Raw genomic sequence first — 22994 nt, 5'->3', positions numbered from 1 at the left:
GCGGGCGGTATCCATAGGATACCGCCCGCCGGTTCTTTTTATTTTCCCTCTTCCTGCCCGCTGTGGTACCGGCGCATCAGCGCCACAAACTGCCGCAGCACCGGGTTGCCCTTCAGGCTCTTGTAATATATTCCGAAGGACAGCGGCTCCACCCCCGCCAGAGGCCGCAGCACCAGTTCCGGGTCCGGAGGGGTTAACAGCCGGGGCATCACCGCAAGACCGAACCCGGCCTTCACCAGCGTGATCACCGCCTCCGGCGACTCGCCGAAGAACAACTCGCCCGGCGCGCGCTCCGCTGATGCTGATCTGCTGCATGGCCATGTGCTTTTTCATCAACCTGCGGCTGAGTCTGGTATTTCTGGCAGCCATCGTGGTTCTGGGCGCGGCGCTGATCTTCATCATGCGGCGCACCATTCCCATCTTCGATCAGGTATTCCGCCGGTACGACGACCTGAACGCCAGCGTGCAGGAAAATGTGAGCGCCATCCGGGTGGTGAAGGCATACGTGCGGGAGGAGCACGAGACCGAAAAGTTCACCAAGGCCGCCCAGAACCTGTATAACCTGTTTGTGAAGGCCGAGGGTCTGCTGGCCTTCAACAACCCGGTGATGATGCTGGTGGTTTACGGCTGCATCATTGCCCTGTCCTGGTTCGGCGCCCATTTTGTGGTGGCCGGCAGCCTGACCACCGGCGAGCTCACCTCTCTGTTCAGCTATGTGATGGGTGTACTGATGTCGCTGATGATGCTTTCGATGGTGTTCGTCATGGTGACCATGAGCGCCGCCAGCGCCCACCGCATCGCTGAGGTGCTCACCGAAACCCCGGACATCACCAGCCCCGCTGGCCCGGGCGCTTGTCTCGCTGGCCTGCGTTTACGCGGTGGGTATCCTGTGCGCCTACGGCTACAACCGCATCATGGTCACCATCAGTCAGGGTACCATGCGGCGGCTGCGCGTGGAGCTGTTCACCCGCATGGAGTCTCTGCCCATCCGCTACTTTGATACCAATGCCCACGGCAACATCATGTCCGTTTACACCAACGACGTGGACACCCTGCGCCAGCTGATGAGCCAGAGCCTGCCCCAGATGATCAACTCCGGCGTGACCATTGCCGCCACCTTCGTGAGCATGGTGGCACTGAACATCCCCCTGACCCTGATCACGCTGGTGATGGTGGGCGTGATGCTCTTTGCCGCCTCCAAACTGGGCGGCCGTTCCGTCACCTACTTCGCCCGCCAGCAGAAGGACCTTGGCCGGGTGAACGGCTACATTGAAGAGATGATGGACGGCCAGAAGGTGGTCAAGGTATTCTGCCATGAGGAAAAAAGCCTGGAGGGTTTCCGCCAGCTGAACGAACAGCTGCGCCAGAGCGCCGACAACGCCAACAAGTTCGCCAACATCCTGATGCCCGTAAACGCAAACCTGGGCAACATCAGCTATGTGCTGTGCGCAGTGGCAGGCGCGGCGCTGACCCTGGGCGCGCTGGTCTCCTTTCTGACCCTGAACAAGAACTTCACCCAGCCGGTCACCCAGATCAGCCAGCAGCTGAACAGCGTGGTCATGGCCATGGCAGGTGCCCAGCGTGTGTTCGACCTGATGGATCAGCAGCCCGAGGAGGACAAGGGCTATGTGACGCTGGTAAACGCGAAGGAAAACGCGGACGGCACCCTCACCGAGTGCGCCGAGCGCACCGGCCTGTGGGCCTGGAAGCACCCCCACCACGACGGCACCCTCACCTACACCCGGCTGCAGGGCGATGTGGTGTTCAACCATGTGGACTTCGGCTACGACGAGCGCAAGCTGGTGCTGCACGAGATCGACCTGTTCGCCACCCCCGGCCAGAAGATCGCCTTCGTGGGCTCCACCGGCGCGGGCAAAACCACCATCACCAACCTGATCAATCGCTTTTACGACATTGCGGACGGCAAGATCCGCTACGACGGCATCAACATCAACAAGATCAAAAAGGCCGACCTGCGCCGCAGCCTGGGCATGGTGCTGCAGGACACCCATCTGTTCACCGGCACCGTGCTGGAAAACATCCGCTACGGCCGGCTGGATGCCTCCGACGAGGAGTGCATCGCCGCCGCAAAGCTGGCCGGGACCGACCGGTTCATTCGCCATCTGCCCGAGGGGTATAACACCCTGCTCACCGGCGACGGCTCGAATCTTTCTCAGGGCCAGCGGCAGCTGCTGGCCATCGCCCGGGCCGCGGTAGCGGCCCCGCCGGTGCTGATTCTGGACGAAGCCACCAGCAGCATCGACACCCGCACCGAAGCGCTGGTGCAGCAGGGCATGGATGCGCTGATGACCGGCCGCACCACCTTCGTGATCGCCCACCGGCTTTCCACCGTAAAGAACGCCGACTGCATCATGGTACTGGAGCAGGGCCGCATCATCGAGCGGGGCAATCACGACCAGCTGATCGCCCAGAAGGGCCGCTACTATCAACTGTACACCGGCAACGCCATAGGGGCATAACCCCCATAGTCAGGACCCCCGGCAAAGCCGGGGGCTTGAGTAAGCCCTAGAAGGGCATAATACAGACAACGCCCCTCAAGGGGCCACGAATGGGTCGGCCAACTGCATTGCTGACTCATGGCGGGCCCCTTAAGGGGCTTTTTTATGCCTTGGTATTCTTGCTACCCGTAAACGGGTCTATGAACTCCTTCAAACTCATCTGATCCGCTATCTGGTCTGTTTCCAGTTGCCGTTTGATGTATTCTTGTATCTGCTTTTTATTCCGCCCTACCGTATCTACAAAATATCCTCGTGCCCAAAAATGCCGATCTCCATATTTGTATTTTAAACTGGCATGGCGATCGAAAATCATCAGACTACTCTTCCCTTTGAGATATCCCATAATTTGTGATACACTATACTTTGGCGGAATACTCAGCAGCATATGAATGTGATCCGGGCAGGCTTGTGCTTCGATAATCTCTATCCCTTTTTGCTCACACAGCTTTCTCAATATTTGGCCAATATCTTTTTTGATTTGTCCGTATATCGCCATCCGACGGTATTTAGGCGCAAATACTACATGATACTGGCATCTCCAAGTCGTATGCTGCAAGCTTTCGATATCTTTTTCTCTCATGTTAAAAGACCTCCTGGTTCTTTATTGTTGCAGTTGGCCGACCGCAACTCTTTTCTACCAGTAGGTCTTTTTTCATTATATAATTTCTTTTACACTCCCCGGCCTAGCCGGGGGTTGTCTTTACACTTAAGCAAACAAACCAAAACGCCCGCATTCGCCGAGCACAACGCTTGGCGGACGCGGGCGTTTTCTTTATCGAAACATAAAGAAAGCCCACAGGCATAACCTGTGGGCTTTTGGTGGAGAATTAGGGACTCGAACCCCAGACTTCCTGCGTGTGATGCAGATAGTCATAACTCCACCTCTTCAATAGGTTAATTTTTTGTTAACATTTTCCATTAAATGGCTGGTTTTTACCCAAACCCCTATATGCTAGTAATTACCATAATTTAGGAGGTTTGCTAATGATTTGTATTAATTGCAGAAACACGGTGCCTACCGGTCAGTTCTGCACTTGTTGCGGCTGGAACCAAAAGAAAACAATTCAAATCACACTAGGCATGATCTACAAACAATGGAGCCGCCAGCACTACCGAAGATTAAGTACAAAAGGAATCGCCGGGTATGAAAATGCCTGGCGATTTCTTTTTCCTCTGAGCAATAGAGAAATGTCTTCCATAACACTGGAAGATTATCAAGAAATTATTGATAGCCAACGCCACCTATCACGCTCGCATCAAGAGAAAATCCAGCAGCTCATCAGCCAATTATGCAAGAGAGCAATGCTTTCCGGGCTGATCCACATCAATTACGCTGAATATTTGGAGCTTGATGGAAAAAGCAGCACACCCTATCAGGCATTCACTATGCGGGAGCTTCAGCTGCTTATGGACTGTGCGTATTCCGGCGACGAGCATAGCGAGACCGCCCGAATCATCTTAATTCTCTGTTTTACTGGGTGGCGTCCTGAAGAATTATTTAAAATAAAACGAGAAAGCGTCAACATCAATGATCGCTACTTCATTTCCGGGTCAAAAACACAGGCTGGAAAGAACCGGATTGTCCCTATTTCAGATACCATCTGGCCCTTCATTTTAGACTTCTACCTCCATATCCCCGATAGTGGATATTTAATTCCAAGCCCAAACGGAAAACGTATGAATCTTCAAAATTGGAGAACTCGAAAATTCTACATCTGTTTGCAGGTATTAGGCATCAACCCGCCAGATAACCCCAGGCGGCTGAAGCCCTATTCAACGCGGTGTACATTTGCAACCCTTGCCTACCGTGCAGGAGTCAAAGAGGAGCTTTTGACAAAAATGATCGGCCATGTAGATTTCAAATTCACATCTGACCGATATATCCGAAGTGATGTTTCTGACTTCCGCATTGAAGCAAAAAAGATCACACAGTATTTCGATAACAACACGAGGGAGGTAAGCTCATGATATTAGGTATCATATCCGATCCATCCGTATACCGGCAGGTTTCCATGCTTAATTTTCGTGGAAACTATGATATTCGGCACATCGCCGCTCGTAGCCCAAGCGAAATTCGTAAAGCACTGGAAGGTGATACCGCCTTCACTCACATTCTGATGGATATAGACTACATCCATCAGAATGCCGATGTGCCGTTAGAACTGTTGTCTCGGCTGATGAACACAACCAGCTATTGCTGGCTGATCCTTGCAAATGGGTATATGCCGGATAGCCGCCTCATGCGTGACCTTCTCGCATTGGGAATAGATCGGGAAAATATCTTTCTGCAAGGTGGCACTGCCATGAAGGCCAGGATAAGCCAACTGCTGCTGCTTGGAACCGACGAAGGCAGCTTCTCTCCCCCGTCTGAAATGATGGAAGAACAAGTTGTATCGTCTCCTCCCATTCTCCCCCCATCTCAGGTAGATATTGTAGCAGGCAAGGCCATGGCAATAAAAAAGCCTCCCCGCCCTGCGACGAAAGCCGTTACGGTTGCCGTTGCTGGTGCAAGTCCCCGGATCGGTACTACAACCCAGGCCCTCCAGCTTCTGCTCTATCTTCGCGCAAAAGATTACAGCTGCGCTTATCTGGATATGTGCAGCAGCGGAAAAATGGAGCAGCTATTAGATATCTACGAATCCTGTGACCGGATCAACGGACATGAGTTCACGATCCAGGGCCAGCACATCATCACCAATGGCAAGCTGCTCATGCAGGCCCGCAGTGAATATGATTATGTAATTTGCGATTACGGCCCCTATCAAGATATTCTTGAGCCGGTCTCCTTTTGGGAAAAAGACGTAAAGATTATGGTTGCCGGTACGAAGCCCTGGGAAAGCGCCCAGCTTCCCGCTGTGTTCGAGGATGACGATGGAAGCTTGCGCTACATTTTTTCTTTTGTTCCGTCAGCTGATGAAACATCGGTGCGAGAGCAAATGGCAGAGAGCGCAGATAAAACCTATTTTGCTCCATACGCCCCTGATTATTTCAGCTATTCCGGTGCCGATGAAATCTATTCCGCATTGGTTGATTGCCCTGGCCCATCTCCTGCTCAAACAAAAGAAAAAGGACTGCGCTTCCTTTTCAATCGGAAGAAGAAAAAGCAATGAACAACGCAGGTACGACCGTCGGTCGTACCTTAACAAGGAGGAATGAACCATGACACACGTTGAACGGTATCAACAGCTTTTAGCACTGAACGAACAAACCGCGCCAAAGGATCACCAGTACGCCGCAGCATTTTTTGTTCTGTCTTTCGATGAAGAGCTTTACTCCCTTGCGTCCAAACCTGGCATGATCACAGACGATGGGATCAACTTTCCTAAAATGCGGCAAAGCAAACGCCACCTTTCCGCCCCCGATCAGCACCTGTTATCTGTTGCTCACAATCTTTTTTCGGGACATAGCTCCTGCCCGGAAAATCCCTACTGGCTTCTGTCTCAGCTGCCCGCTCCGCATTATATCTGCGCATTGCAGGCAATAGGCGTAGTCGGCGGCAAGCTCTCGTTTGAGATCGAAAGAGGAGAATTTGTGTTCAGTGATGCACCATTGCGTCAGACCATGCAGTTCTATCTCGAAACAGAAAAAATGCGCGAAGCGTTTCTTTCTCGGTAACCTTGCAGGTACGACCATCGGTCGTACCTGTTTCTTTTTGGGGGAATCATGAAATCATGAAAAACAATCGTCTGCGGGCTGCCTGGAATCTGCACCAGCAACAAGCATCTCTGCGCCAAACTTATGGGATCAATGATCCAAACACCGTCATTGTAGAGCGAAAAAACATTTTCACAAATTCTCTTCGTATTGTTTTGAAGGCGTTTGGGCAGGTAATACGTTTCGCCGCCAGTGCCACAATTGCCGCACTTGCTTTGATCGGCCTGGCTGCACTGGTTTACCCTGACACCCGAGCTCTACTGATGGACAAAATTGTGGAGAGCATGGCACAGCTCAATATCTTTTTAGGAGGCTGACTAAAAATGGATGTATTGCTCTTTGAACCTGGAAAATATCCTCGTTCCGTTTCAGTTGACACCTTAGAGGAAATGCAACAGCTTGTTGGCGGATGGATTACCGCCACTTACCCTTTCAACGATCCAGTAGCGCTCGTCGCAAACGATGAAGGGCTGCTGTTAAAACTTCCGTTCAATCGAATGGTCGATCCTTATCATCCGATTGTTGGGAATTTCTTTTTGGCAGGCATTGGGGAAGACAATTTTGTCTCCCTCAGCCCTGAACTGATGGAAAAATACGAAAAAGCTCTGCATGATCCTCAGATTTTGGTGCGTAACTCCAGGGAACCGTTACAACTTGCCGGAATGCCTGTCACCCCGCAGCAGTATCAATGGATCACCCATAATGGGATGGAACAAGCACCCACACCGTAACAGGTACGACCGATGGTCGTACCTGTTTCTATATTACCAAACAGATAAAAGAAAGGCAGGAAATCAAAATGAAAATCGTATCTATTGCAAATCAAAAAGGTGGAGTTGGCAAAAGCACTACCGTCATCAACATGGCCGCAGCTCTGGTCAAACGCGGCAAATCGGTTCTGTGCATCGACTTTGACCCACAGGGGCACTTGTCCACCTTTATGGGCTGGGAGGGCGATACTCCTACTACGGGCGATCTGATGCAGTCTATGGCAAACAGCGGAAGACTCAGTGAAGATCAGCTTTCCATGGCAATCTGTCATCACGAAGAAGGAATGGACTATATCGCAGCCAATGTGACTCTGGCTGCCGCTGATATTTACCTGGTCACTACCATGTACCGCGAACAGGTCTTGCAGCGGATTTTACAGCAGCTTCCCACTGAGCATTACGATTACGTCTTGATCGACTGCCCGCCCAGTCTGGGCCTGCTGCTGACCAACGCACTTGTGGTAAGCAGCGAGGTCATTATCCCCGTACAAGCCCAGATGGCCGCTCTGATGGGGCTTGAAATGCTCCAGCAGGCCATCGAAAACGTTGCGAATGTAACCGGTGGTCAGCTCCGGATCAATGGCATCCTGCCCACTATGGTAGACCGCACAAATCAGTCTACCGCAGTATGTGAAGCATTGCGCAGCGACTATCCCGGCCTCACCTATAACACGGAAATTTCCCGGTTGATCGAGGCCGCTGACTCCACCGCTACCGGGCACAGCTGCCTGGCACTGCGCCGCAGCGTGATCGGCAGCCAGTACACTGCTATGGTGGATGAATTTCTGAACCGGGAGGGAAAGTAAAATGGCAGGAAAAAATTTCAATTTCACCAAAGCCGCGCGTGGTACGACCGATGGTCGTACCTCTGCCGCAGCTCAAAACACACTGCTCACATTGATTGGTGGTTCCACCCAACCGGTGCAGCCATTGGCATTGTCCATGCTGGATGACCATCCTGAGCAGCATCGTTATCACATGTCGCAGGAAGACATCGACTGGCTGGCTGAAAGCATCAAGGTAATGGGTGTTCTACAGCCCATTGTGGTGCGGAACAAGCCGGATGGGCGATATGAGATTTTGGCCGGTCACAGGCGCAGCACTGCCGCACGACAAGCCGGATTGACCACGATCCCCGCCCTGGTCTAGCCTGCCAAAATCCCGCTTTCAAGATGGATGAATCCCTGAATCGACTTGCCAAGCAATTCATCTATGCCAAAGATCGCATCACCGCCCAGCTCAATGAGATCGCTCCGCAGCAACCTGAACCGGCGCAGCAAACTCAGCGCCAGTCAAAAAATCTTCCCCGTACCGCAGAGATTTCCGAAAATTTTCTAATGAACCTGTAAAGGGGGTCGGTATATTCAGCTCAGATGCTTCCCCACGAACATTTAAACATCAGAAAAGGAAACCCACATGAAAATCCGAAGATTATTACTGCGTTCACTGGTTGCGATTTTTCTGTTTGTACTTCTTGTTTTTGTTCTCCGCGTCATTCCCAGCACTCACCGTCCTATGTTCCTTCTACTACTTTTCATCGGTATCGGAATTCTGCTCCTGGCCTGGCTTGCGCTACGGACGCCACCAATCAATGTAAAGGACAGTACAGCCGGAAATGGCCAGCACGGAAAGGCTCGGTGGGCCAACGAAACAGAGAAAAAAGAGACCTATTTATTCGTCGGGAAAGGCCGGGAACAGACTCCAGGCTTTGTATACGGCTTTGAAGGGAACCAGTGGCAGGTAGATGCTTCAGACCACAACACCTGTCTCCTGGCCCCTCCTGGCGCAGGCAAGACCCGGCGTATTATAATTCCAACAATTCGATATAATGCAGCCGTTAATCGCAATACCAGCGGTCATGGGCCGAGCCTGCTTATTATGGACTGCAAAGGCGAGCTGTATCGAGAAACCGCTGCCGACCTTCAGCAATCCGGCTACCGCACTCCTACACTTGATCTGCGTAACATCCTACTGTCCAGTCGATACAATCTTTTGAACAATGTCAATATAGCCATTGACCGGTACAAAGCCAGCAATGACCGAATGGAGCGGGCTATGCAATACGGCAAAGCTGAACGATATGCAAAGCAGCTTGCAAACCAGCTGATCGACAGCAGCACAGAGGTCAAATCTGACAGCGGAGACTATTTCAACGAAACGGCGCGAGGTCTTCTGATTGGCATTATCCTTATGGTATCTGAATACGCTCCAGCCCGTGCCAGGCATATCATCAGTGTATTTAATCTGATCCTAGAATTGAATGGACAATCCGAAAATGGCGGTATGCTCATGGGGCCTCAGAAAAACAAGCTGGATGAATTACTGGAGTTCATTGAGAACAAGCGAATCCGCTATTACTCCGGGCCTGCTACCGGCGCAGATATGAGAACATCCATGAATATCTTCAGCTCTGCCCTGGGCAAGCTGGTCAAATTCATCGATGCTGAACTGGAGCAAGTCTTGTGCGGTCACGACGATGCTTTTGACAGCCGCCGCTTTGCAGAACAGCCGACGGCTATTTTTCTTATCAGCCCGGACGAGAATCCCACCCGTCACTTCATGTCCAGCCTGTTGACCCGCAGTCTGATGGATGATGTGATCGAACTTGCCGAGAAAGAGTATTCCGGCAAGTTGCCCCGTCCCGTCCTACTGCTCCTGGACGAGTTCGGCCAGCAACCCCCCATCCAAAACTATGATGCCTTGTCCGCAGCCATCCGAAGTCGTGGAGGTCGGCTCCTGATCGCCCTGCAGGACTTCGGACAACTCGAAAAGCACTACAATAAAACAATCAGCCGAATCATCGAAGGAACCAATCAGACACTGATTACATCCTTTGTTTCGCCTGCCGCACTCCAGACAGCCGAGCAGCTGTCTAAAATACTGGGACAGGAAACAATTCTGACCGGCTCAAACAGCCGCCAGCAGGGCAAAAGCAGCTCCACACGCAGCCTGGTTGGCCGGGCGCTTATGTCTGTAAGCGATTTGATTACAATGCCCGCTGGGGAGTTCATCATCATCAAGGGCGGTCAGCACCCCTTAAAAATTAAGCCCCCTGGTTGTTGGGCTTATCTTCCCTCGCTACCAGAACCGGCGCGGTCGGAACTGGAATACGAAAACATCCTTGTGACTGACTCAGCCAGCATCCGAGCAAGAACAGGGGCGATGTCCTATGATCTATCCCCTGGAATGTTTGATTAAAAGCCCAAAGCGGGAGGTGCATAAGGCACCTCCCGCTTTCTGAAGGAGAATACTATGTTTGCCAAAATTCCCGTTGCACTGTTTGGGTACGATCTTTCCCCCAGCGCCTACAAAGTATACTGCGCGATGTCCTGCTGTACCGCTGCGGATGGTCGGGCCTCTGTGCGCATGGGCCGTCTGGCCCAGATTTGCAATCTGTCCCGCACCACTGTGGATCGCTGCATCCGCGAGCTGATTGCTTTGGAACTGATTGAGAAGAAAAACCAGTATAAAACCGATGGCACTTATCGAGCCTGCCTGTATCAGCTGTCTCGCCTGGATGGCCGATGGATCGCTGTCCCCTGCAACAGCTTCACCATGCAGCTTCCCGCATCTGCCTTTGTGGTTTACGCCGCCATGCTCTCCTTCCGGGGAAAGAACGGCAGGGCCTTCCCTTCGATCCGCCGCCTTAGTATCATGGTCGGCTTGGCCTGCGGGACGATCTGTACAACACTGAAAACACTTATTCTGGCCGGTCTGCTGCGCAAGGCCCGCCGGTGGGCAGGAAAGCACAACCTTTATCTTGTCGCCCTCTTTGCAAAAAAAGCAAAAAGAAAGGGCGCTCCGGCCTGTACTACCCGAAACGCCCAAATCATACCCTTGTCGAACGCCACATTCGACACTTTCATTGTATCCCCTATGTTGATGAAAGTCAAGTGGCAAACTGGACTGAGTTTTTGTTTGATATGGGTGTGTCAAAATCTGTACAATAAGCCTATACCCACCCAGCTTACGAAACAAAAGAAAGAGTTATCCAAACCAATAGCTGAGAGTAAACCGATAGAATGTGACTCACTGCGGGCACTTCGGCGGGCCCGCTCACCCGCGCCCTTTTTCTTTTTTGTTCCGTCAAAAAATGCAGCAGCGTTCTGTCGGGTGTGGTATACTAATCAGAAAAGGAGTGACTGCCATGAGTCTGCAATTCGACGGGTACTTAATGAGCCGCGATCTCCCGGTTGCGCAATTTTCCCAGGGCAAATGCAATCCACTGCGCGAAGAGCTGCTGCCCTTTCATTTCGCAAACCACGGTACGCTGGAAGAATGGCTTCAGCGCCGGGCGATGGACTGTCACAGCCGAACAAACGCACGGCTGCTGCGCCGGGCACTGCGCATAGAGGATAACGGCGCGGAATGGCTCTCCTTTCGCGTGGAAGGAGCCACGATCACGGACACCTACTGGCTCAAAGCAGAAGGCAGCTCTCTTACCTATCGGGACATCTGTTTCCAGGAAAACGCTTATTGGGAATTCGCACTAAATGGCCCCAGTGTCAATGATTTCAGCGGCCCGGTGAGCCGAACCCCGGAGCTGACCAACACCGGCAGCTTCGAAAAATGCTGGAAAAAGGAGCCGGATGGCTGGTGGCTGTATAAGCATGGCAAACCAGAAAACATCTTCTCTGAGCTGATGGCCTATTCGCTGGGAAAACGACTTGGCTTTTGTATGGCACATTACGAATTTGTAGATGAACAGACGATCCGTACCAGAGATTTCACTGCCGGAGCCACTGTAAATTTTGAAACGGCGAGAGGTCTGGGCCTGCGCTCCGACCAGCACATCGACAACTACCAGCGGCTTGCTCAAATTTCTCCCGGACTGGCAATGGAGTATGCACAGATGGTGACGCTGGATGCACTGATTTACAATGCAGACCGACACGCCGACAATTTCGGCATTTTACGGGATGTGAACACAGGATCGATTCTGTCCTTGGCCCCGAATTATGACAATAACCTATCCCTTCTGGCTCTTGGTATTCCGAATCGAGAATCAGGTTCAGACTTTCTTCGTGACTGGCAGAACCTGATTCTGTTTTACCGGGTTCCGCTCTCCCTCCCCCCACTGGCTCCAGGCGAAATTGCCGCGCTGGCAGAAGTGATTCCCTGCAAGGTGGATAAGCAGACTGCCATTGACTTTCTGCAATATCGCTACCAGTGGATGCAGCAATCTCTTGATCGGGCAAGGCAGCTCTGGAACCCGCTCATTGAACCATAACGAAGCAGGTACGACCATCGGTCGTACCACCGGCAGACCGCTGCCCAAGCTGCTGCTCAGATGCTGCTCTCTACAGGTACGACCATCGGTCGTACCCCCAGCAAACCGCTGCCCAGGCTGCTGCTCAGATGCTGTTCTCCACAGGTACGACCATCGGTCGTACCCCGGCAGACCACTGCCCGGGCCGCTGCTCAGATGCCGCTTTCCGCAGGTACGACCATCGGTCGTACCCCCGCAGACCACTGCCCGGGCCGCTGCTCAGATGCCGCTTTCCGCAGGTACGACCATCGGTCGTACCCCCGCAGACCGCTGCCCGGGCAGCTGCTCAGATGCTGCTTTCTTCAGGTACGACCATCGGTCGTACCCCCGGCAGACCACTGCCCGGGCAGCTGCTCAGATGCTGCTTTCTTCAGGTACGACCATCGGTCGTACCCCCGGCAGACCACTGCCCGAGCCGCTGCTCAGATGCCGCTTTCCGCAGGTACGACCATCGGTCGTACCCCGGCAGACCACTGCCCGGGCCGCTGCTCAGATGCTGCTTTCTTCAGGTACGACCATCGGTCGTACCCCGGCAGACCACTGCCCGGGCCGCTGCTTAGATGCCGCTTTCCGCAGGTACGACCGATGGTCGTACCTGTTTTTATTCCCCTCATCGAAAGGAGTCTTATTATGACAACCCACATTGGAAAATGGGAAAATGATCCTGCAATCAAAATCCCCAAAGAACTACTAGCCGCTCTCCATTGGCACGAAGGCGCAGAACTCAACATCTATGTTGAAGGCGGAAAGATTATCTTGGAGCCGTCAAAATGCGGAAAAACCATAGGAGAATTATTTAAAGATTATGAAGGCGATTATGTGCCCAACGAAATTGACTGGGGCCAGCCCACTGGAGACGAATTATGGTAACACAAGGTAGTATCATCAAAATCAATTTTTGCCCTCAGGTGGGATGCGAAACAGCCGGTTATCGACCGGCTGTTGTTATCAGTAACGAGATTTTCAATCAGAAAAGCCGCCTATCCATCGTTTGTCCCATTACAAACACCGTAAACAACTTCCCGCTACACATTCCTCTGGATGACCGAACAAAAACAACAGGCGTGATTATGTGCGAACATGTGAAATCACTGGATTTGCGCAAGCGCACCTACCATGTAGTAGAGCAGCTACCTGATGATATTTTAAGGCAGGTCATCAGTGTGGTATCTGCGGAAATTGCCTGGGGGTATGGGTTGGAGCGGTAAAGAAAGTTTTCGCTTGTGTTACCCCGAAAATCAAAGAAAATTAAGGCATCCCCACCACAAAGGAGGTGTCTTGGTATGCTGATCGATAGAGCATTGATCTTGGCCAACGCGATCATCTTGTTGATTCAGATCATGCGGGCATAATGTAAAAATAGGAGGGGGGGTACGACCAATGGTCGTCCCCCCCCTCCGTCTATTTTAGGTATCGTCTACTAGTAAAACACACAAAATTCGGGGTAATCTTTTATCCAGAATATTAGGCGAAACAAGTTGACACATATAATTATATGTGTCATAATATGAAATGTCAGGAGGGAATCTGATGCGAAGTTATTCTTCCAGAGAAGTTCTCAAACTGCTGAAAGAAGACGGTTGGTATGAAGTGAATGTTGTTGGTAGCCACCATCAATTCAAGCATCCAATCAAACCGGGGCGTGTCACTTTAAAACATCCTGACAAAGACATTCCCCGAAAAACACTCGACAGCATTGAGAAACAGTCGGGGTTACTATTTCGGTAATCCCGACCCCCTCTCCCTATATAGTACCGCCAGAAAGGAGTGTTACCATGAAAAAAGTAGAGCGGTATTTTTATCCTGCGGTTTTCACCTATGAACAGGGGCAGGAAATCGCTGTTTCCTTTCCCGATTTGGGCTGTGCCACCAGCGGAACCAATGAGGACGATGCACTTCTGTCCGCAAGGGAGCTGCTGGGATGCGTATTGAACGGCCTAGAAGAAGATGGTGAGAACATTCCTGCTCCCACTCCCCTTCCTTTGGTCAAATTGGAGGAAAATGAACGAGTCGTATTGGTTGATGTTTACATGCCCTCCATCCGTATGGCACAAGTGAACCGATCTGTCAGCCGCACAGTGACTCTTCCTGCATGGCTCAATGCCGCAGCTCTGGAGCGACAAGTCAATTTCTCCCAGGTTCTCCAGGATGCCCTGAAAGAGCAACTACATCTCCGATAAAAAAGGGGTACGACCGATGGTCGTACCCCTACCAGACCGCTGCCTGGGCTGCTGCTCAGATACTGCTTCCTTCAGGTACGACCATCGGTCGTACCTGTTTTTTATTCCCCACCGTATGGTATCTGCCGAAATTGCCTGGGGGTATGAGTTGGAGTGGTAACTCTGCCTTTAGTTACACTCGCCCCGAAAAGTAATTATAATCAGGGTCAGTATTACAAAGGAGGTACGAGGTCATGTTCATTGATCGACTGTTGCTGCTGGCAAATGCGATTATCTTGGCAATTCAAATTATGCGGGCATAATTGCGAACTCTGAAAATGGGGGTACGATCATCGGTCGTACCCTCTGCTTCTTTTGCGGTGGCAAGCCGCTTTTCGTTCATGTGAATCAGATACACGTTTTTATATAATCGGTTCACCACTTGCTTTATCAACGAATACAATTTTCAATTCTGCATCAAGAGCTTCTGCCACTCTTTCTAATTCGGACACCTTAAATGTGTTCCGTTTGTACTTGTTGTTCATGTTCTGTGGGGTTTGACCCGTCCGGCGGGCAAGTTCGGCCTCGGTGATCCCGCCACGCTTTACACAGCAAAGTTTTATGTATTCTCTTACATCCATTTACATAAGCCTCCTTTTCGTCATTATATAACAAACTTTATATAATGTCAAACTATAAGTTTATTATATATAAAATATTTTATAAAAAAGCGTTGACAAGATATAAAAAAATGTGTATAATATAGATGTAATCAAGAAAAACATAAGGTTCATACCTGTTGGAGTGTGGAATTCAGCCGGGGCCCACCTAGAGAGGAGCCGCCCACTAGGCGAAGGAACGAATATCAAACATTTACACAAAATGGAGGCAACCACTATGACAACTGCCATTAAAATCGCAATCGACTCCAAAATCACTGCACTCGGACGCAAGGGCTGTAAAAACTTCATCATGGAAACCGGTTATTATCCTGAAATCGGCGGCCTTTTTGACAAGGATTATCGCCGAGCAGTCCGGTCGGTTCTCACTGCCGAGCATTGGGAAGACCTCACAAATCTGTTTCTTGACTGGAACTGATTTACACAGCCCACCCGGGCGGGCCGGTGCCCGGGAGATTAAACGACTGATTCCAGTCCTTTTTCTTTGTTTTGTAAACCCATAGAACTGCATTCCAGGCCGATTTCTCAGGTACTACCATCGGTCGTACCTCTTCCCCTTTCCCCCCCAATACCCTTGACATCCCAAGGAAAACGTAGTACAATGTATTACGGAAAGAGAGGTGCACAATATGAGCTTTTCAATTAGACTGAACGCACAGGAAAAAGCTCTTGCCGAAAGCTATGCTCGTCTTCATTCTTTGTCGCTGGGCGAAGCTTTCAAGCAGGCGCTTTTTGAGCGGATCGAAGATGAATATGATATTGCCATTGCTGACGAGGCATACCATGAGTATCTGAAAAACCCAAAGACATATACTCATAGTGAAGCAAGGGAGCTTCTGGATCTATGATGCATTATCAAGTGGTGTATTCTGAAAGAGCGCTTAAAGAACTCAAAAAAATGGATCGTTACACTCGTCAGCTGATTTTTTCGTGGATCAGCAAAAATCTTGATGGTTGTGAAAATCCAAGGAGCCACGGAAAAGCATTGGCAGCAAACCGCAGTGGCCAATGGCGGTATCGCATTGGCGATTACCGACTGATCTGTCAAATCCAAGATCAGGAACTGATTATTTTAGCCCTCTCCGTTGGCCACCGACGCGAGGTTTACCAATAATCAAAAAAGGTACGACCATCGGTCGTACCCTGTCCATCTGCTATTATTTCACCCTATTTTCGGTCAAGAAAAAGTATTGCATTGGTAAAAATAGGGTGTTATAATTAGAGTGTTACCAAATAAAAAAGAAAACCCCCACAGTCATTTACTCAGTCCCCACTGAGTAAATGACATGCGCCAGTAGCTGTCGGCAAACAGCGGACTGACTTGTGAGAGCCATTCTTCCCATGTATCATAACATGGATTTTGATAGAATGTCAACCTTGCGAAGTTACGCCCTTGCTGTTTTGCCCTGCCCGGCTTACAGTTGGGGCGTATCTTCTTTTTTGTTTTGTAAAAAACCCGAACCTTGAAAAACCAAAGCATACTTTCCAAAAGAAAGCGAAGCTTTTTCATCAAGGTCTTTAATGCGGTCACACACACCGCTTAAAGCATTGTTGTTTCTGCCCTGCGCAGAAGGCCAGCTTGGAAAACGCCATACATTGCTTTGCAAAACACGAATGCCGAAACGAAGCCGGGCAATGATGAGCAAATGCGGCAGTTGCACGGAACACATAATGATACTTCCCACGGAAGGACGCCCCGCTGGCGTGGGGTTTACAAATCCAATGCTTTTTATAAGCTGTGGGCATACCAACTCGTCCGGTATGGTGCAACGCCTGTAAGGCAGGCAACGGATAGACCGTTTAGCACATGATGGCAATTAGTGTTATTTCAGCTTTATAAAAGGCTAGCCAATGCGCTGCATCCCTGCAACGCATTGGCCTGCACTTTTATATGGTGGAGAATTAGGGACTCGAACCCCAGACTTCCTGCGTGTGATGCAGGCACTCTAACCAGCTGAGCTAATCCTCCGCGACGAAAGTTATTATACCATCCTGCCTTGACAAAGTCAACGGGTTTCGGGAAAAATTTTTCGATTATTTTTGCTCTGCTGCCCGCCTTTTTATTGCATTCAGCGCGGGTGCATGGTATCATTTTTTAGTTGAGGACATCACAAAAACAAGGAAGGGCCTGCCGGGCTTTCCGGCGGCCATATCAGGCGTTCACGCGCTGAGAAGGAGGCTATTTATGCAGATTGGATTCGACAACAACCTTTATATCCAAAAGCAGACCGAGAACATTCTCGCCCGGATCGAAAAGTTTCAGGGCAAGCTGTATCTGGAGTTCGGCGGCAAGCTGTTCGACGACTACCATGCCGCTCGTGTGCTGCCCGGCTTCGATGTGAACGGCAAGATCCGGCTGCTGCACGAGCTGCGCGACAAGGCCGAGATCATCTTCTGCATCAGTGCGGGCGACATTGAAAAGACCAAGATGCGCGCCGACCTGGGCATCAGCTACGACATGGAGGTGCTGCGTCTGATCGACGACATCACCGCCATGGACATCGAAGTGAACAGCGTGGTCATCACCCAGTACACCGGCCAGCGCGCTGCCGATGCCTTCTCCAAGAAGCTCACCAGCCGCGGCGTGAAGAACTACATCCATCGCCCCATCGAGGGCTATCCTCTGGCTGTGGACTACATCTGCAGCGACGAGGGCTACGGTTCCAACCCCTATGTGGAAACCACCAAGCCTCTGGTGGTGGTCACCGCCCCCGGCCCCGGCAGCGGCAAGCTGGCCACCTGCCTGAGCCAGGTTTATCATGAGTACAAGCGCGGCGTGATGGCCGGCTACGCCAAATTCGAGACCTTCCCCATCTGGAACATTCCCCTGAAGCACCCGGTCAACCTGGCCTACGAGGCTGCCACCGCCGACCTGGATGACGTGAACATGATCGACCCCTTCCATCTGGAAGCCTACGGCAAGACCACCGTCAACTACAACCGGGACGTGGAAGCTTTCCCCATCGTACAGAACATTCTGGGCCGCATCACCGGCGACAAGGAATTCTACCGCAGCCCCACCGACATGGGCGTGAACATGGCCGGCTACGCCATCTTTGACGACGAGGTAGTGCGCAAGGCCGCCACCGAGGAAATCTTCCGCCGCTATTACACTGCTGCCTGCGATGTGAAGCAGGGCAAGGCCACCGAGGCCAGCCTGCACAAGATCGAGAACATCATGCAGCAGCTGGATGTGAACGCCGAAAGCCGCGCCGTGGTGGCTCCCGCTCTGGCCAAGATGCGCCAGACCGAGCAGCCCGCCGCCGCCATCGAGCTGCCGGACGGCCGCATCGTAACCGGCAAGGCCAGCGACCTGATGAGTGCCTGCAGCGCTACCGTGCTGAACAGTCTGAAGGCCCTCACCGGCATTCAGGATTCCGTGCTGCTGATCCGTCCCGAGGTGCTGGAGCCCATCCTGCGGCTGAAGATCGACTACCTGGGCAGCCGCTCCAGCGTGCTGAAGGTGGACGACGTGCTGGCCGGTCTGGCAGTGAGCGCCGCCACCGAGCCTGTGGCCGCCAAGGCCATGGCCGCCCTGCCCCTGCTGCGGGACTGCGACATGCACTCCACCCAGATGCTCCACTCCGGCGACCAGGGCACCCTGCGCAAGCTGGGCCTGCGCATCACCATGGAGCCCAAGTACCCCGGCAAGGATCTGTTCTTCTGATTTCATAAACAACGCACAGCGCACCCCCGAAGCATCCGTTCCGGGGGTGCGTTTTGTTTTCCACACATTGGCTCCTTCTGTGTGGAAAATTTCTCTCTATGCCCGTTATTCCGGCGCCGCCGCGCACCCTTTTTGCCCCAAAACATTTACAAGCCCCGGCCCGGCCCGTATAATGAAAGAGGAATTCCCGCGCACAGGCGCCCGCGCCCTGCGCGCCGAAACGAAATGCAAGAAGGAGACAGCTTTTATGGAACGTTTGGTTGGCACTGTATCCCGGGGCATCCGCGCCCCGATCATCCGTCAGGGCGACGACCTGGCCCACATCGTGGTGGACTCGGTTCTGTCCGCCGCAAACAGCGAGGGCTTCTGCCTGCGCGACCGGGACGTAATCGCCGTAACCGAGGCCGTGGTGGCCCGCAGTCAGGGCAACTATGCTTCGGTGGAGAACATCGCCCAGGATGTGAAGGAGAAATTCGGCGGCGGCACGCTGGGCGTGATTTTCCCCATCCTGAGCCGCAACCGCTTTGCCATCTGCCTGAAGGGCATCGCCGCCGGCTGCAAAAAAGTGGTACTGATGCTCAGCTATCCCTCCGACGAGGTGGGCAACCATCTGATCAGCGAGGATGAGCTGGACGCCTCCGGCGTGAACCCCTGGAGCGACGTGCTCAGCGAAGAGCGCTACCGGGAGCTGTTCGGCTACAAAAAGCACACCTTCACCGGTGTGGATTATGTGGAGTACTACCGCAGCGTGATCGAGGAGGCGGGCGCCGAGGCAGAGATCATCTTCGCCAACAATCCCCGCGCCATTCTGGATTACACCAAAAATGTACTCAACTGCGACATTCACACCCGCAAGCGCACCAAGCGGCTGCTGCTTGCCGCCGGTGCCGAGAAGGTACTCAGCCTGGATGAACTGATGACTGCCCCCGTGAATGGCAGCGGCTACAACGATTCCTACGGCCTGCTGGGCTCCAACAAGGCCACCGAGGAGACCGTGAAGCTATTCCCCATCCACTGCCAGGAGCTGGTGGACGACATCCAGCAGCGGATTCTGGACGCCACCGGCAAGCACGTTGAGGTAATGGTCTACGGCGACGGCGCCTTCAAGGATCCCATGGGCAAGATCTGGGAGCTGGCCGACCCCGTGGTCTCCCCCGGCTACACCGCCGGCCTGGAGGGCACTCCCAACGAGCTGAAGCTGAAGTATCTGGCTGACAACGACTTCGCCAACCTCTCCGGCCAGGAGCTGAAGGATGCCATCTCTCAGGCCATCCGCGAGAAGGACGAGAAGGCCGAAAGCCTGACCGGCAACATGGCCAGCCAGGGCACCACCCCCCGCCGCCTGACCGACCTGATCGGCAGCCTGTGCGATCTGACCAGCGGCAGCGGCGACAAGGGCACCCCCATCATTCTGGTGCAGGGCTACTTCGACAACTACACCAAGTAATTTTTCCGCGCACACAGCAAAACGGGCGGTTCCGAAGCCTTTCGGAACCGCCCGCTTTTTCTCTTTGTTTTTCTTATTCTTCAGTCTTGGCCACGGCCTTCAGCGCCAGAAACAGCATCACGATGGACACGCCCATCAGAATATGGCCAATGCCCGCAATACCGCTGATGGCAGCGTCCGCCCCGCTGCTCAGCGCGGTACCCAGCACCTGCACAACACCCCGCACCGTGAACATCACGGTCATGAAGGGCAGCGCCACGTTATAGAGGCCGTAAAAACGGCGGAACATGGGCTGAGCGGTCAGGCTGGTGGTCTTGGCGAAGAGCGCCAAGACCAAAAACAGCACCGTGCCCAGTGCAAACAGGTGCAGATGGTTCACCGCCAGTGTGGTCTTGCCGGTAAAGCCGTTCCACTTGGTGAATTCCCGATAGAACACGCCGAAGGCCATGGAGGCGATGGCGTAGCCAAACGCGGTATTGATGAGTTTTTTCATAGGGGTTTCCTCTTTCCGGGCCATTGGCCCATTTTATTTGAACATCGTTCAGATTTTATTACAAAGCAGCGCCGCTCCCGCCGGGGGCGGCGCCGCGTTTTGGCTTATGCGTACAGCACCCGCCGGATCACCGCCAGCAGGGTTGCGCAGTCGGTCTCCTCCCGGGCAAGGCCGGCCATCAGACTGGAGAACACAAAGGCCACGAACTGTTCCCGGTCAAGGTCCGCTCCGAAGGCATCCGGCCGAACCTTTTCGTCCCGCTCCAGCACCTGCTCCAGGCTGGCACGCATGTGACCGAAGGCTTCTTCCATGGCCTGCCGGGCCTTTTTCCGGTCCTGGGCGGCAAAGCCGCTCATGTGGGCCCGCAGAAAGTCCGGATATTCCGCCGCTCCGGTGCGGATGCTGGCAAACAGCCATTCCACACAGGCGCAGAAATCCCCGCTCTGGGTGCAGCTGCCCGCATCGTGAAAGATGCCCCGCCAGATGTCCTGTACCGTGGCGGTAACCAGCTCCGCCTTGCTGGGGAAATAGTTGTACACCGAGCCCACCGCCACGTTGGCGGCGGCAGCCACCGCCCGCATGTTCAGCGCGGCCAGTCCCTGGCCGGCGGCAATGCTCTTGCTGGCGGCCAGCAGCTCCTCGCGGGATGTGATCACTTTATTCATGGCGCTCCTGCCTTTCATTTTGAACACTGTTCATCATACAGGTTTTTCCCCGCCTTGTCAAGCAAAAAGCCGGGGCGGCGTTTTCACCGCCCCGGCCGCAAGGCTGTTTTCCGGGTTACAGCTCAATGCTCTCCAGCTTGAGGATCGCCAGAATGTAAATCTTGAGCGCCTGCATCAGCTGGGCGATGTTGGCCGCCTCGTTGGCGCCGTGCATGGGGCCGCCGAACTCGGGCAGCACGGTATCCAGCCGCTCGGGGCCAAAGCTCACCGCCTTGGGGAAGTGGCGGGCGTAGGTGCCGCCGCCCATGGTGAAGGGCTTGGCATCCTCGCCGGTGACCTCGTTGTAGGTTTCAATCAGGGCCTGAATGGGCGCGGCGTCGGCGCTGATGTAGAAGGGCACCCGCCAGGTGGCCTCTTCCACGGTGGCGCAGCCCTCGGAGGCAGCCTCCAGCCGGGCCTTGATCTCCTCGCCGGTGATGCTGGTGGGGAAACGGCTGTCCACATCCTGCCACAGGCGGCCGTCCTTCAGCTCGATCATGCCGCCGATGATGGTCAGCGGGTCGAAGGCGTCGTCGCTGGCGGCGATGCCCACGCCGCTGCCGTCGGTGTTGCTGTGCAGCTTGCGCAGATAGGTCAGGAACTCCTCCTCATCGGCGGTGACCAGATGATTGTCCAGCAGGTAATTTACAATCAGGCCGATGGCGTTCACGGTGTTCTGGGGCATGGCCGCATGGCCGCCCTTGCCCCAGCCGCGGATGCGCACCGCGCCGTTCTCCTCTTCCAGCGTGATGCCCTCACGCTCGCTCAGGGAAGCGAAGTCCGCCTTTACCAGGCAGGAAGCCCGATCCGGCACCACGTTGTGGGCCACGCCGCCGGTGAACTCCAGAATGTTGCCGTTCTCCAGCTTCTTGGAAACCAGATAGCCGTTGAAGCCGCCCTTCTCACCGTTGCATACCGGGAACTCGGCGTCCGGGGAGAAGCAGAAATCCGGGGCGGGGTAGTTCTTCAGATAGTACTCCACGTCCTCCATGCCGGTCTCCTCGTTGGCGCCCAGCAGCGCACGTACGCCGTACTTCAGGGGCACATTATGCTCCTTGAGGAACTTCAGCGCATACAGGCACAGCACGCTGGGGCCCTTGTCGTCGGCCACACCGCGGCCGATGATCCAGCCGTCCCGCACCTGCATGTCGAAGGGATCGGCGGTCCAGCCGTTGCCCTGAGGCACCACATCCAGATGGGTGATGGTGGCAATCTGCTTGTCGGTCTCACCGGGCAGCTCGGCCCAGCCCATGTAGCCTTCGCAGTTGTTGGTGGACAGGCCCATCTCAGCGGCCATCTTCAGTGCTTCGTCCAGCGCAGCGGCGGGGCCGGCGCCAAAGGGCTTGCCCGGCTCCGGGGTACCCTCCACACTGTTGATGTCCACCAGGCGCTTGATGTCGCGCACAACGTTTTCTTCATTGGCGGCCACGAATGCATCCACCGCGGCACGCAGTTCCTTTGTGATCATAGCTTTTATCTCCTTCCCTCCGCAGCACCGCCGGCAGGGCGGCCATGCAGTGAGTCATTTCTTACTCGATATTATACCACGATTCTGGAATTTGAAAAGCCGCCGGGCCACAAAAAGGGAGCCGCCCCGGCTCTTGCGGGGCAGCTCCCTTCGATTGTTCGGGA

General features: G+C 53.5%; 27 protein-coding genes, 1 tRNA gene and 3 pseudogenes. 23 read left to right on the top strand and 8 right to left on the bottom strand.

Annotated elements, in window-relative coordinates; genetic code table 11:
* Positions 1 to 38: 38 nt before the first annotated feature.
* Positions 39 to 275: a LysR substrate-binding domain-containing protein gene (locus ACESYO_RS13070; protein ID WP_058962559.1), complete on the bottom strand. Its 237-nt coding sequence runs from the start codon at positions 273 to 275 to the stop codon at positions 39 to 41.
* Between the two features lie 11 nt (positions 276 to 286).
* Here ACESYO_RS13070 and ACESYO_RS13065 point away from each other — a divergent pair.
* Together ACESYO_RS13065 and ACESYO_RS13060 are read left to right on the top strand one after the other, a co-directional pair.
* Positions 287 to 847 (top strand): annotated as a pseudogene (locus ACESYO_RS13065) (ABC transporter permease); the annotation flags it as partial.
* A pseudogene (locus ACESYO_RS13060) lies at positions 834 to 2480 on the top strand (ABC transporter ATP-binding protein); the annotation flags it as partial. The pseudogenes ACESYO_RS13065 and ACESYO_RS13060, both read left to right, overlap by 14 nt.
* Before the next feature lie 142 nt (positions 2481 to 2622).
* Here ACESYO_RS13060 and tnpA read toward each other — a convergent pair.
* Positions 2623 to 3099: an IS200/IS605 family transposase gene (gene tnpA / locus ACESYO_RS13055; protein WP_058966564.1), complete on the bottom strand. Its 477-nt coding sequence runs from the start codon at positions 3097 to 3099 to the stop codon at positions 2623 to 2625.
* A gap of 500 nt (positions 3100 to 3599) precedes the next feature.
* Between tnpA and ACESYO_RS13050 the strand changes: the two genes are divergently transcribed.
* The 16 genes and pseudogenes from ACESYO_RS13050 to ACESYO_RS12975 all read left to right on the top strand — a co-directional run bounded on the left by ACESYO_RS13050 (position 3600) and on the right by ACESYO_RS12975 (position 14392).
* A complete protein-coding gene (locus ACESYO_RS13050; protein ID WP_337575315.1) occupies positions 3600 to 4487 on the top strand; it encodes a tyrosine-type recombinase/integrase in 888 nt (295 codons plus the stop codon).
* Positions 4484 to 5629 carry a hypothetical protein gene (locus tag ACESYO_RS13045; RefSeq protein WP_373210311.1) on the top strand — a complete coding sequence of 382 codons (1146 nt, stop codon included), beginning with the start codon at positions 4484 to 4486 and terminating at the stop codon, positions 5627 to 5629. The genes ACESYO_RS13050 and ACESYO_RS13045 overlap by 4 nt, the downstream gene beginning before the upstream one ends.
* Before the next feature lie 49 nt (positions 5630 to 5678).
* The gene (locus ACESYO_RS13040; RefSeq protein WP_373210313.1) at positions 5679 to 6134 is read left to right on the top strand and encodes a hypothetical protein; all 456 of its coding nucleotides are present in this window, start codon (positions 5679 to 5681) and stop codon (positions 6132 to 6134) included.
* 56 nt (positions 6135 to 6190) lie between these two features.
* Positions 6191 to 6490, top strand: coding sequence for a hypothetical protein (locus ACESYO_RS13035; protein WP_373210314.1), 300 nt, complete (start codon positions 6191 to 6193; stop codon positions 6488 to 6490).
* 6 nt (positions 6491 to 6496) lie between these two features.
* Positions 6497 to 6904 carry a DUF3846 domain-containing protein gene (locus ACESYO_RS13030; protein ID WP_337575308.1) on the top strand — a complete coding sequence of 136 codons (408 nt, stop codon included), beginning with the start codon at positions 6497 to 6499 and terminating at the stop codon, positions 6902 to 6904.
* A gap of 68 nt (positions 6905 to 6972) precedes the next feature.
* Entirely contained in the window at positions 6973 to 7749 is a 777-nt protein-coding gene (locus tag ACESYO_RS13025; RefSeq protein WP_373210317.1) for a ParA family protein, read from the top strand.
* Position 7750: 1 nt separating this feature from the next.
* Entirely contained in the window at positions 7751 to 8092 is a 342-nt protein-coding gene (locus ACESYO_RS13020; protein ID WP_373210319.1) for a ParB/RepB/Spo0J family partition protein, read from the top strand.
* A 23-nt stretch (positions 8093 to 8115) separates the two neighbouring features.
* On the top strand, positions 8116 to 8292 hold the full coding sequence (locus tag ACESYO_RS13015; protein ID WP_373210321.1) for a hypothetical protein: 177 nt from the start codon (positions 8116 to 8118) through the stop codon (positions 8290 to 8292).
* A gap of 67 nt (positions 8293 to 8359) precedes the next feature.
* Positions 8360 to 10141: a type IV secretory system conjugative DNA transfer family protein gene (locus ACESYO_RS13010; RefSeq protein ID WP_373210323.1), complete on the top strand. Its 1782-nt coding sequence runs from the start codon at positions 8360 to 8362 to the stop codon at positions 10139 to 10141.
* 54 nt (positions 10142 to 10195) lie between these two features.
* Positions 10196 to 10651 (top strand): annotated as a pseudogene (locus ACESYO_RS13005) (hypothetical protein); the annotation flags it as partial.
* Positions 10652 to 11090: 439 nt separating this feature from the next.
* Positions 11091 to 12173, top strand: coding sequence for a hypothetical protein (locus ACESYO_RS13000; protein WP_373210348.1), 1083 nt, complete (start codon positions 11091 to 11093; stop codon positions 12171 to 12173).
* 262 nt (positions 12174 to 12435) lie between these two features.
* On the top strand, positions 12436 to 12846 hold the full coding sequence (locus tag ACESYO_RS12995) for a hypothetical protein (RefSeq protein ID WP_373211293.1): 411 nt from the start codon (positions 12436 to 12438) through the stop codon (positions 12844 to 12846).
* A complete protein-coding gene (locus ACESYO_RS12990; protein ID WP_373210325.1) occupies positions 12843 to 13082 on the top strand; it encodes an AbrB/MazE/SpoVT family DNA-binding domain-containing protein in 240 nt (79 codons plus the stop codon). The genes ACESYO_RS12995 and ACESYO_RS12990 overlap by 4 nt, the downstream gene beginning before the upstream one ends.
* The gene (locus tag ACESYO_RS12985; RefSeq protein ID WP_373210327.1) at positions 13076 to 13420 is read left to right on the top strand and encodes a type II toxin-antitoxin system PemK/MazF family toxin; all 345 of its coding nucleotides are present in this window, start codon (positions 13076 to 13078) and stop codon (positions 13418 to 13420) included. The genes ACESYO_RS12990 and ACESYO_RS12985 overlap by 7 nt, the downstream gene beginning before the upstream one ends.
* 322 nt (positions 13421 to 13742) lie before the next feature.
* Positions 13743 to 13940 (top strand): type II toxin-antitoxin system HicA family toxin, encoded by a 198-nt coding sequence (locus ACESYO_RS12980; protein ID WP_337575914.1) that lies wholly within the window; start codon positions 13743 to 13745, stop codon positions 13938 to 13940.
* 47 nt (positions 13941 to 13987) lie between these two features.
* Positions 13988 to 14392: a type II toxin-antitoxin system HicB family antitoxin gene (locus tag ACESYO_RS12975; RefSeq protein WP_373210329.1), complete on the top strand. Its 405-nt coding sequence runs from the start codon at positions 13988 to 13990 to the stop codon at positions 14390 to 14392.
* A 401-nt stretch (positions 14393 to 14793) separates the two neighbouring features.
* Here ACESYO_RS12975 and ACESYO_RS12970 read toward each other — a convergent pair whose 3' ends face one another.
* Positions 14794 to 15012 (bottom strand): helix-turn-helix domain-containing protein, encoded by a 219-nt coding sequence (locus ACESYO_RS12970; protein ID WP_058962608.1) that lies wholly within the window; start codon positions 15010 to 15012, stop codon positions 14794 to 14796.
* Between the two features lie 256 nt (positions 15013 to 15268).
* Here ACESYO_RS12970 and ACESYO_RS12965 point away from each other — a divergent pair, with 256 nt between their 5' ends.
* The 3 genes from ACESYO_RS12965 to ACESYO_RS12955 all read left to right on the top strand — a co-directional run bounded on the left by ACESYO_RS12965 (position 15269) and on the right by ACESYO_RS12955 (position 16165).
* Complete coding sequence (locus ACESYO_RS12965; RefSeq protein WP_373210331.1) at positions 15269 to 15469, top strand: hypothetical protein; 201 nt, start codon at positions 15269 to 15271, stop codon at positions 15467 to 15469.
* Positions 15470 to 15680: 211 nt separating this feature from the next.
* Complete coding sequence (gene relB, locus ACESYO_RS12960) at positions 15681 to 15899, top strand: type II toxin-antitoxin system RelB family antitoxin (protein WP_058962610.1); 219 nt, start codon at positions 15681 to 15683, stop codon at positions 15897 to 15899.
* Positions 15896 to 16165, top strand: a complete 270-nt coding sequence (locus ACESYO_RS12955) for a type II toxin-antitoxin system RelE family toxin (protein ID WP_443983746.1) — start codon at positions 15896 to 15898, stop codon at positions 16163 to 16165. Before relB ends, ACESYO_RS12955 begins: the two co-directional genes overlap by 4 nt.
* 301 nt (positions 16166 to 16466) lie before the next feature.
* On the opposite strand, the gene ACESYO_RS12950 is transcribed toward ACESYO_RS12955, so the two are convergent.
* Positions 16467 to 16736 carry a hypothetical protein gene (locus ACESYO_RS12950; protein ID WP_373210333.1) on the bottom strand — a complete coding sequence of 90 codons (270 nt, stop codon included), beginning with the start codon at positions 16734 to 16736 and terminating at the stop codon, positions 16467 to 16469.
* Between the two features lie 207 nt (positions 16737 to 16943).
* Positions 16944 to 17020 (bottom strand) — tRNA-Val (locus tag ACESYO_RS12945).
* Between the two features lie 216 nt (positions 17021 to 17236).
* On the opposite strand from ACESYO_RS12945, the gene ACESYO_RS12940 reads away from it, so the two are divergent.
* Positions 17237 to 18718: a DUF1846 domain-containing protein gene (locus ACESYO_RS12940; protein ID WP_373210335.1), complete on the top strand. Its 1482-nt coding sequence runs from the start codon at positions 17237 to 17239 to the stop codon at positions 18716 to 18718.
* Positions 18719 to 18965: 247 nt separating this feature from the next.
* Positions 18966 to 20165, top strand: a complete 1200-nt coding sequence (locus ACESYO_RS12935; RefSeq protein WP_058962612.1) for a coenzyme F420-0:L-glutamate ligase — start codon at positions 18966 to 18968, stop codon at positions 20163 to 20165.
* A 73-nt stretch (positions 20166 to 20238) separates the two neighbouring features.
* On the opposite strand, the gene ACESYO_RS12930 is transcribed toward ACESYO_RS12935, so the two are convergent.
* From ACESYO_RS12930 to ACESYO_RS12920, 3 genes are all read right to left on the bottom strand, one after another.
* On the bottom strand, positions 20239 to 20658 hold the full coding sequence (locus ACESYO_RS12930) for a DUF2871 domain-containing protein (protein WP_373210337.1): 420 nt from the start codon (positions 20656 to 20658) through the stop codon (positions 20239 to 20241).
* A 104-nt stretch (positions 20659 to 20762) separates the two neighbouring features.
* Complete coding sequence (locus ACESYO_RS12925; protein ID WP_058962614.1) at positions 20763 to 21323, bottom strand: TetR/AcrR family transcriptional regulator; 561 nt, start codon at positions 21321 to 21323, stop codon at positions 20763 to 20765.
* A 115-nt stretch (positions 21324 to 21438) separates the two neighbouring features.
* A complete protein-coding gene (locus ACESYO_RS12920; protein WP_058962615.1) occupies positions 21439 to 22830 on the bottom strand; it encodes a Sapep family Mn(2+)-dependent dipeptidase in 1392 nt (463 codons plus the stop codon).
* Between the last annotated feature and the right edge of the window lie 164 nt (positions 22831 to 22994).

The organism is Allofournierella massiliensis (assembly GCF_964241245.1).
In the GTDB taxonomy this organism is placed as follows: Bacteria; Bacillota; Clostridia; order Oscillospirales; family Ruminococcaceae; genus Allofournierella; species Allofournierella massiliensis.
Note: the sequence above shows the minus strand (reverse complement) of the source record. Positions and strands in the feature narration are given on the sequence as shown.

Excerpts from the sequence above, each read along its gene's own strand:
- ACESYO_RS12930 (WP_373210337.1), bottom strand. The coding sequence starts at position 20,658 with ATGAAAAAACTCATCAATACCGCGTTTGGCTACGCCATCGCCTCCATG.
- ACESYO_RS13040 (WP_373210313.1), top strand. The coding sequence starts at position 5,679 with ATGACACACGTTGAACGGTATCAACAGCTTTTAGCACTGAACGAACAA.
- ACESYO_RS12990 (WP_373210325.1), top strand. The coding sequence starts at position 12,843 with ATGACAACCCACATTGGAAAATGGGAAAATGATCCTGCAATCAAAATC.
- ACESYO_RS13010 (WP_373210323.1), top strand. The coding sequence starts at position 8,360 with ATGAAAATCCGAAGATTATTACTGCGTTCACTGGTTGCGATTTTTCTG.
- ACESYO_RS13030 (WP_337575308.1), top strand. The coding sequence starts at position 6,497 with ATGGATGTATTGCTCTTTGAACCTGGAAAATATCCTCGTTCCGTTTCA.
- ACESYO_RS12985 (WP_373210327.1), top strand. The coding sequence starts at position 13,076 with ATGGTAACACAAGGTAGTATCATCAAAATCAATTTTTGCCCTCAGGTG.
- ACESYO_RS13050 (WP_337575315.1), top strand. The coding sequence starts at position 3,600 with ATGATCTACAAACAATGGAGCCGCCAGCACTACCGAAGATTAAGTACA.
- ACESYO_RS13000 (WP_373210348.1), top strand. The coding sequence starts at position 11,091 with ATGAGTCTGCAATTCGACGGGTACTTAATGAGCCGCGATCTCCCGGTT.
- ACESYO_RS13015 (WP_373210321.1), top strand. The coding sequence starts at position 8,116 with ATGGATGAATCCCTGAATCGACTTGCCAAGCAATTCATCTATGCCAAA.
- ACESYO_RS12965 (WP_373210331.1), top strand. The coding sequence starts at position 15,269 with ATGACAACTGCCATTAAAATCGCAATCGACTCCAAAATCACTGCACTC.
- ACESYO_RS12955 (WP_443983746.1), top strand. The coding sequence starts at position 15,896 with ATGATGCATTATCAAGTGGTGTATTCTGAAAGAGCGCTTAAAGAACTC.
- ACESYO_RS12920 (WP_058962615.1), bottom strand. The coding sequence starts at position 22,830 with ATGATCACAAAGGAACTGCGTGCCGCGGTGGATGCATTCGTGGCCGCC.
- ACESYO_RS13035 (WP_373210314.1), top strand. The coding sequence starts at position 6,191 with ATGAAAAACAATCGTCTGCGGGCTGCCTGGAATCTGCACCAGCAACAA.
- ACESYO_RS12970 (WP_058962608.1), bottom strand. The coding sequence starts at position 15,012 with ATGGATGTAAGAGAATACATAAAACTTTGCTGTGTAAAGCGTGGCGGG.
- ACESYO_RS12975 (WP_373210329.1), top strand. The coding sequence starts at position 13,988 with ATGAAAAAAGTAGAGCGGTATTTTTATCCTGCGGTTTTCACCTATGAA.
- ACESYO_RS13025 (WP_373210317.1), top strand. The coding sequence starts at position 6,973 with ATGAAAATCGTATCTATTGCAAATCAAAAAGGTGGAGTTGGCAAAAGC.
- ACESYO_RS13020 (WP_373210319.1), top strand. The coding sequence starts at position 7,751 with ATGGCAGGAAAAAATTTCAATTTCACCAAAGCCGCGCGTGGTACGACC.
- ACESYO_RS12940 (WP_373210335.1), top strand. The coding sequence starts at position 17,237 with ATGCAGATTGGATTCGACAACAACCTTTATATCCAAAAGCAGACCGAG.
- ACESYO_RS12980 (WP_337575914.1), top strand. The coding sequence starts at position 13,743 with ATGCGAAGTTATTCTTCCAGAGAAGTTCTCAAACTGCTGAAAGAAGAC.
- ACESYO_RS13045 (WP_373210311.1), top strand. The coding sequence starts at position 4,484 with ATGATATTAGGTATCATATCCGATCCATCCGTATACCGGCAGGTTTCC.
- relB (WP_058962610.1), top strand. The coding sequence starts at position 15,681 with ATGAGCTTTTCAATTAGACTGAACGCACAGGAAAAAGCTCTTGCCGAA.
- tnpA (WP_058966564.1), bottom strand. The coding sequence starts at position 3,099 with ATGAGAGAAAAAGATATCGAAAGCTTGCAGCATACGACTTGGAGATGC.
- ACESYO_RS12935 (WP_058962612.1), top strand. The coding sequence starts at position 18,966 with ATGGAACGTTTGGTTGGCACTGTATCCCGGGGCATCCGCGCCCCGATC.
- ACESYO_RS12925 (WP_058962614.1), bottom strand. The coding sequence starts at position 21,323 with ATGAATAAAGTGATCACATCCCGCGAGGAGCTGCTGGCCGCCAGCAAG.
- ACESYO_RS12995 (WP_373211293.1), top strand. The coding sequence starts at position 12,436 with ATGCCGCTTTCCGCAGGTACGACCATCGGTCGTACCCCCGCAGACCGC.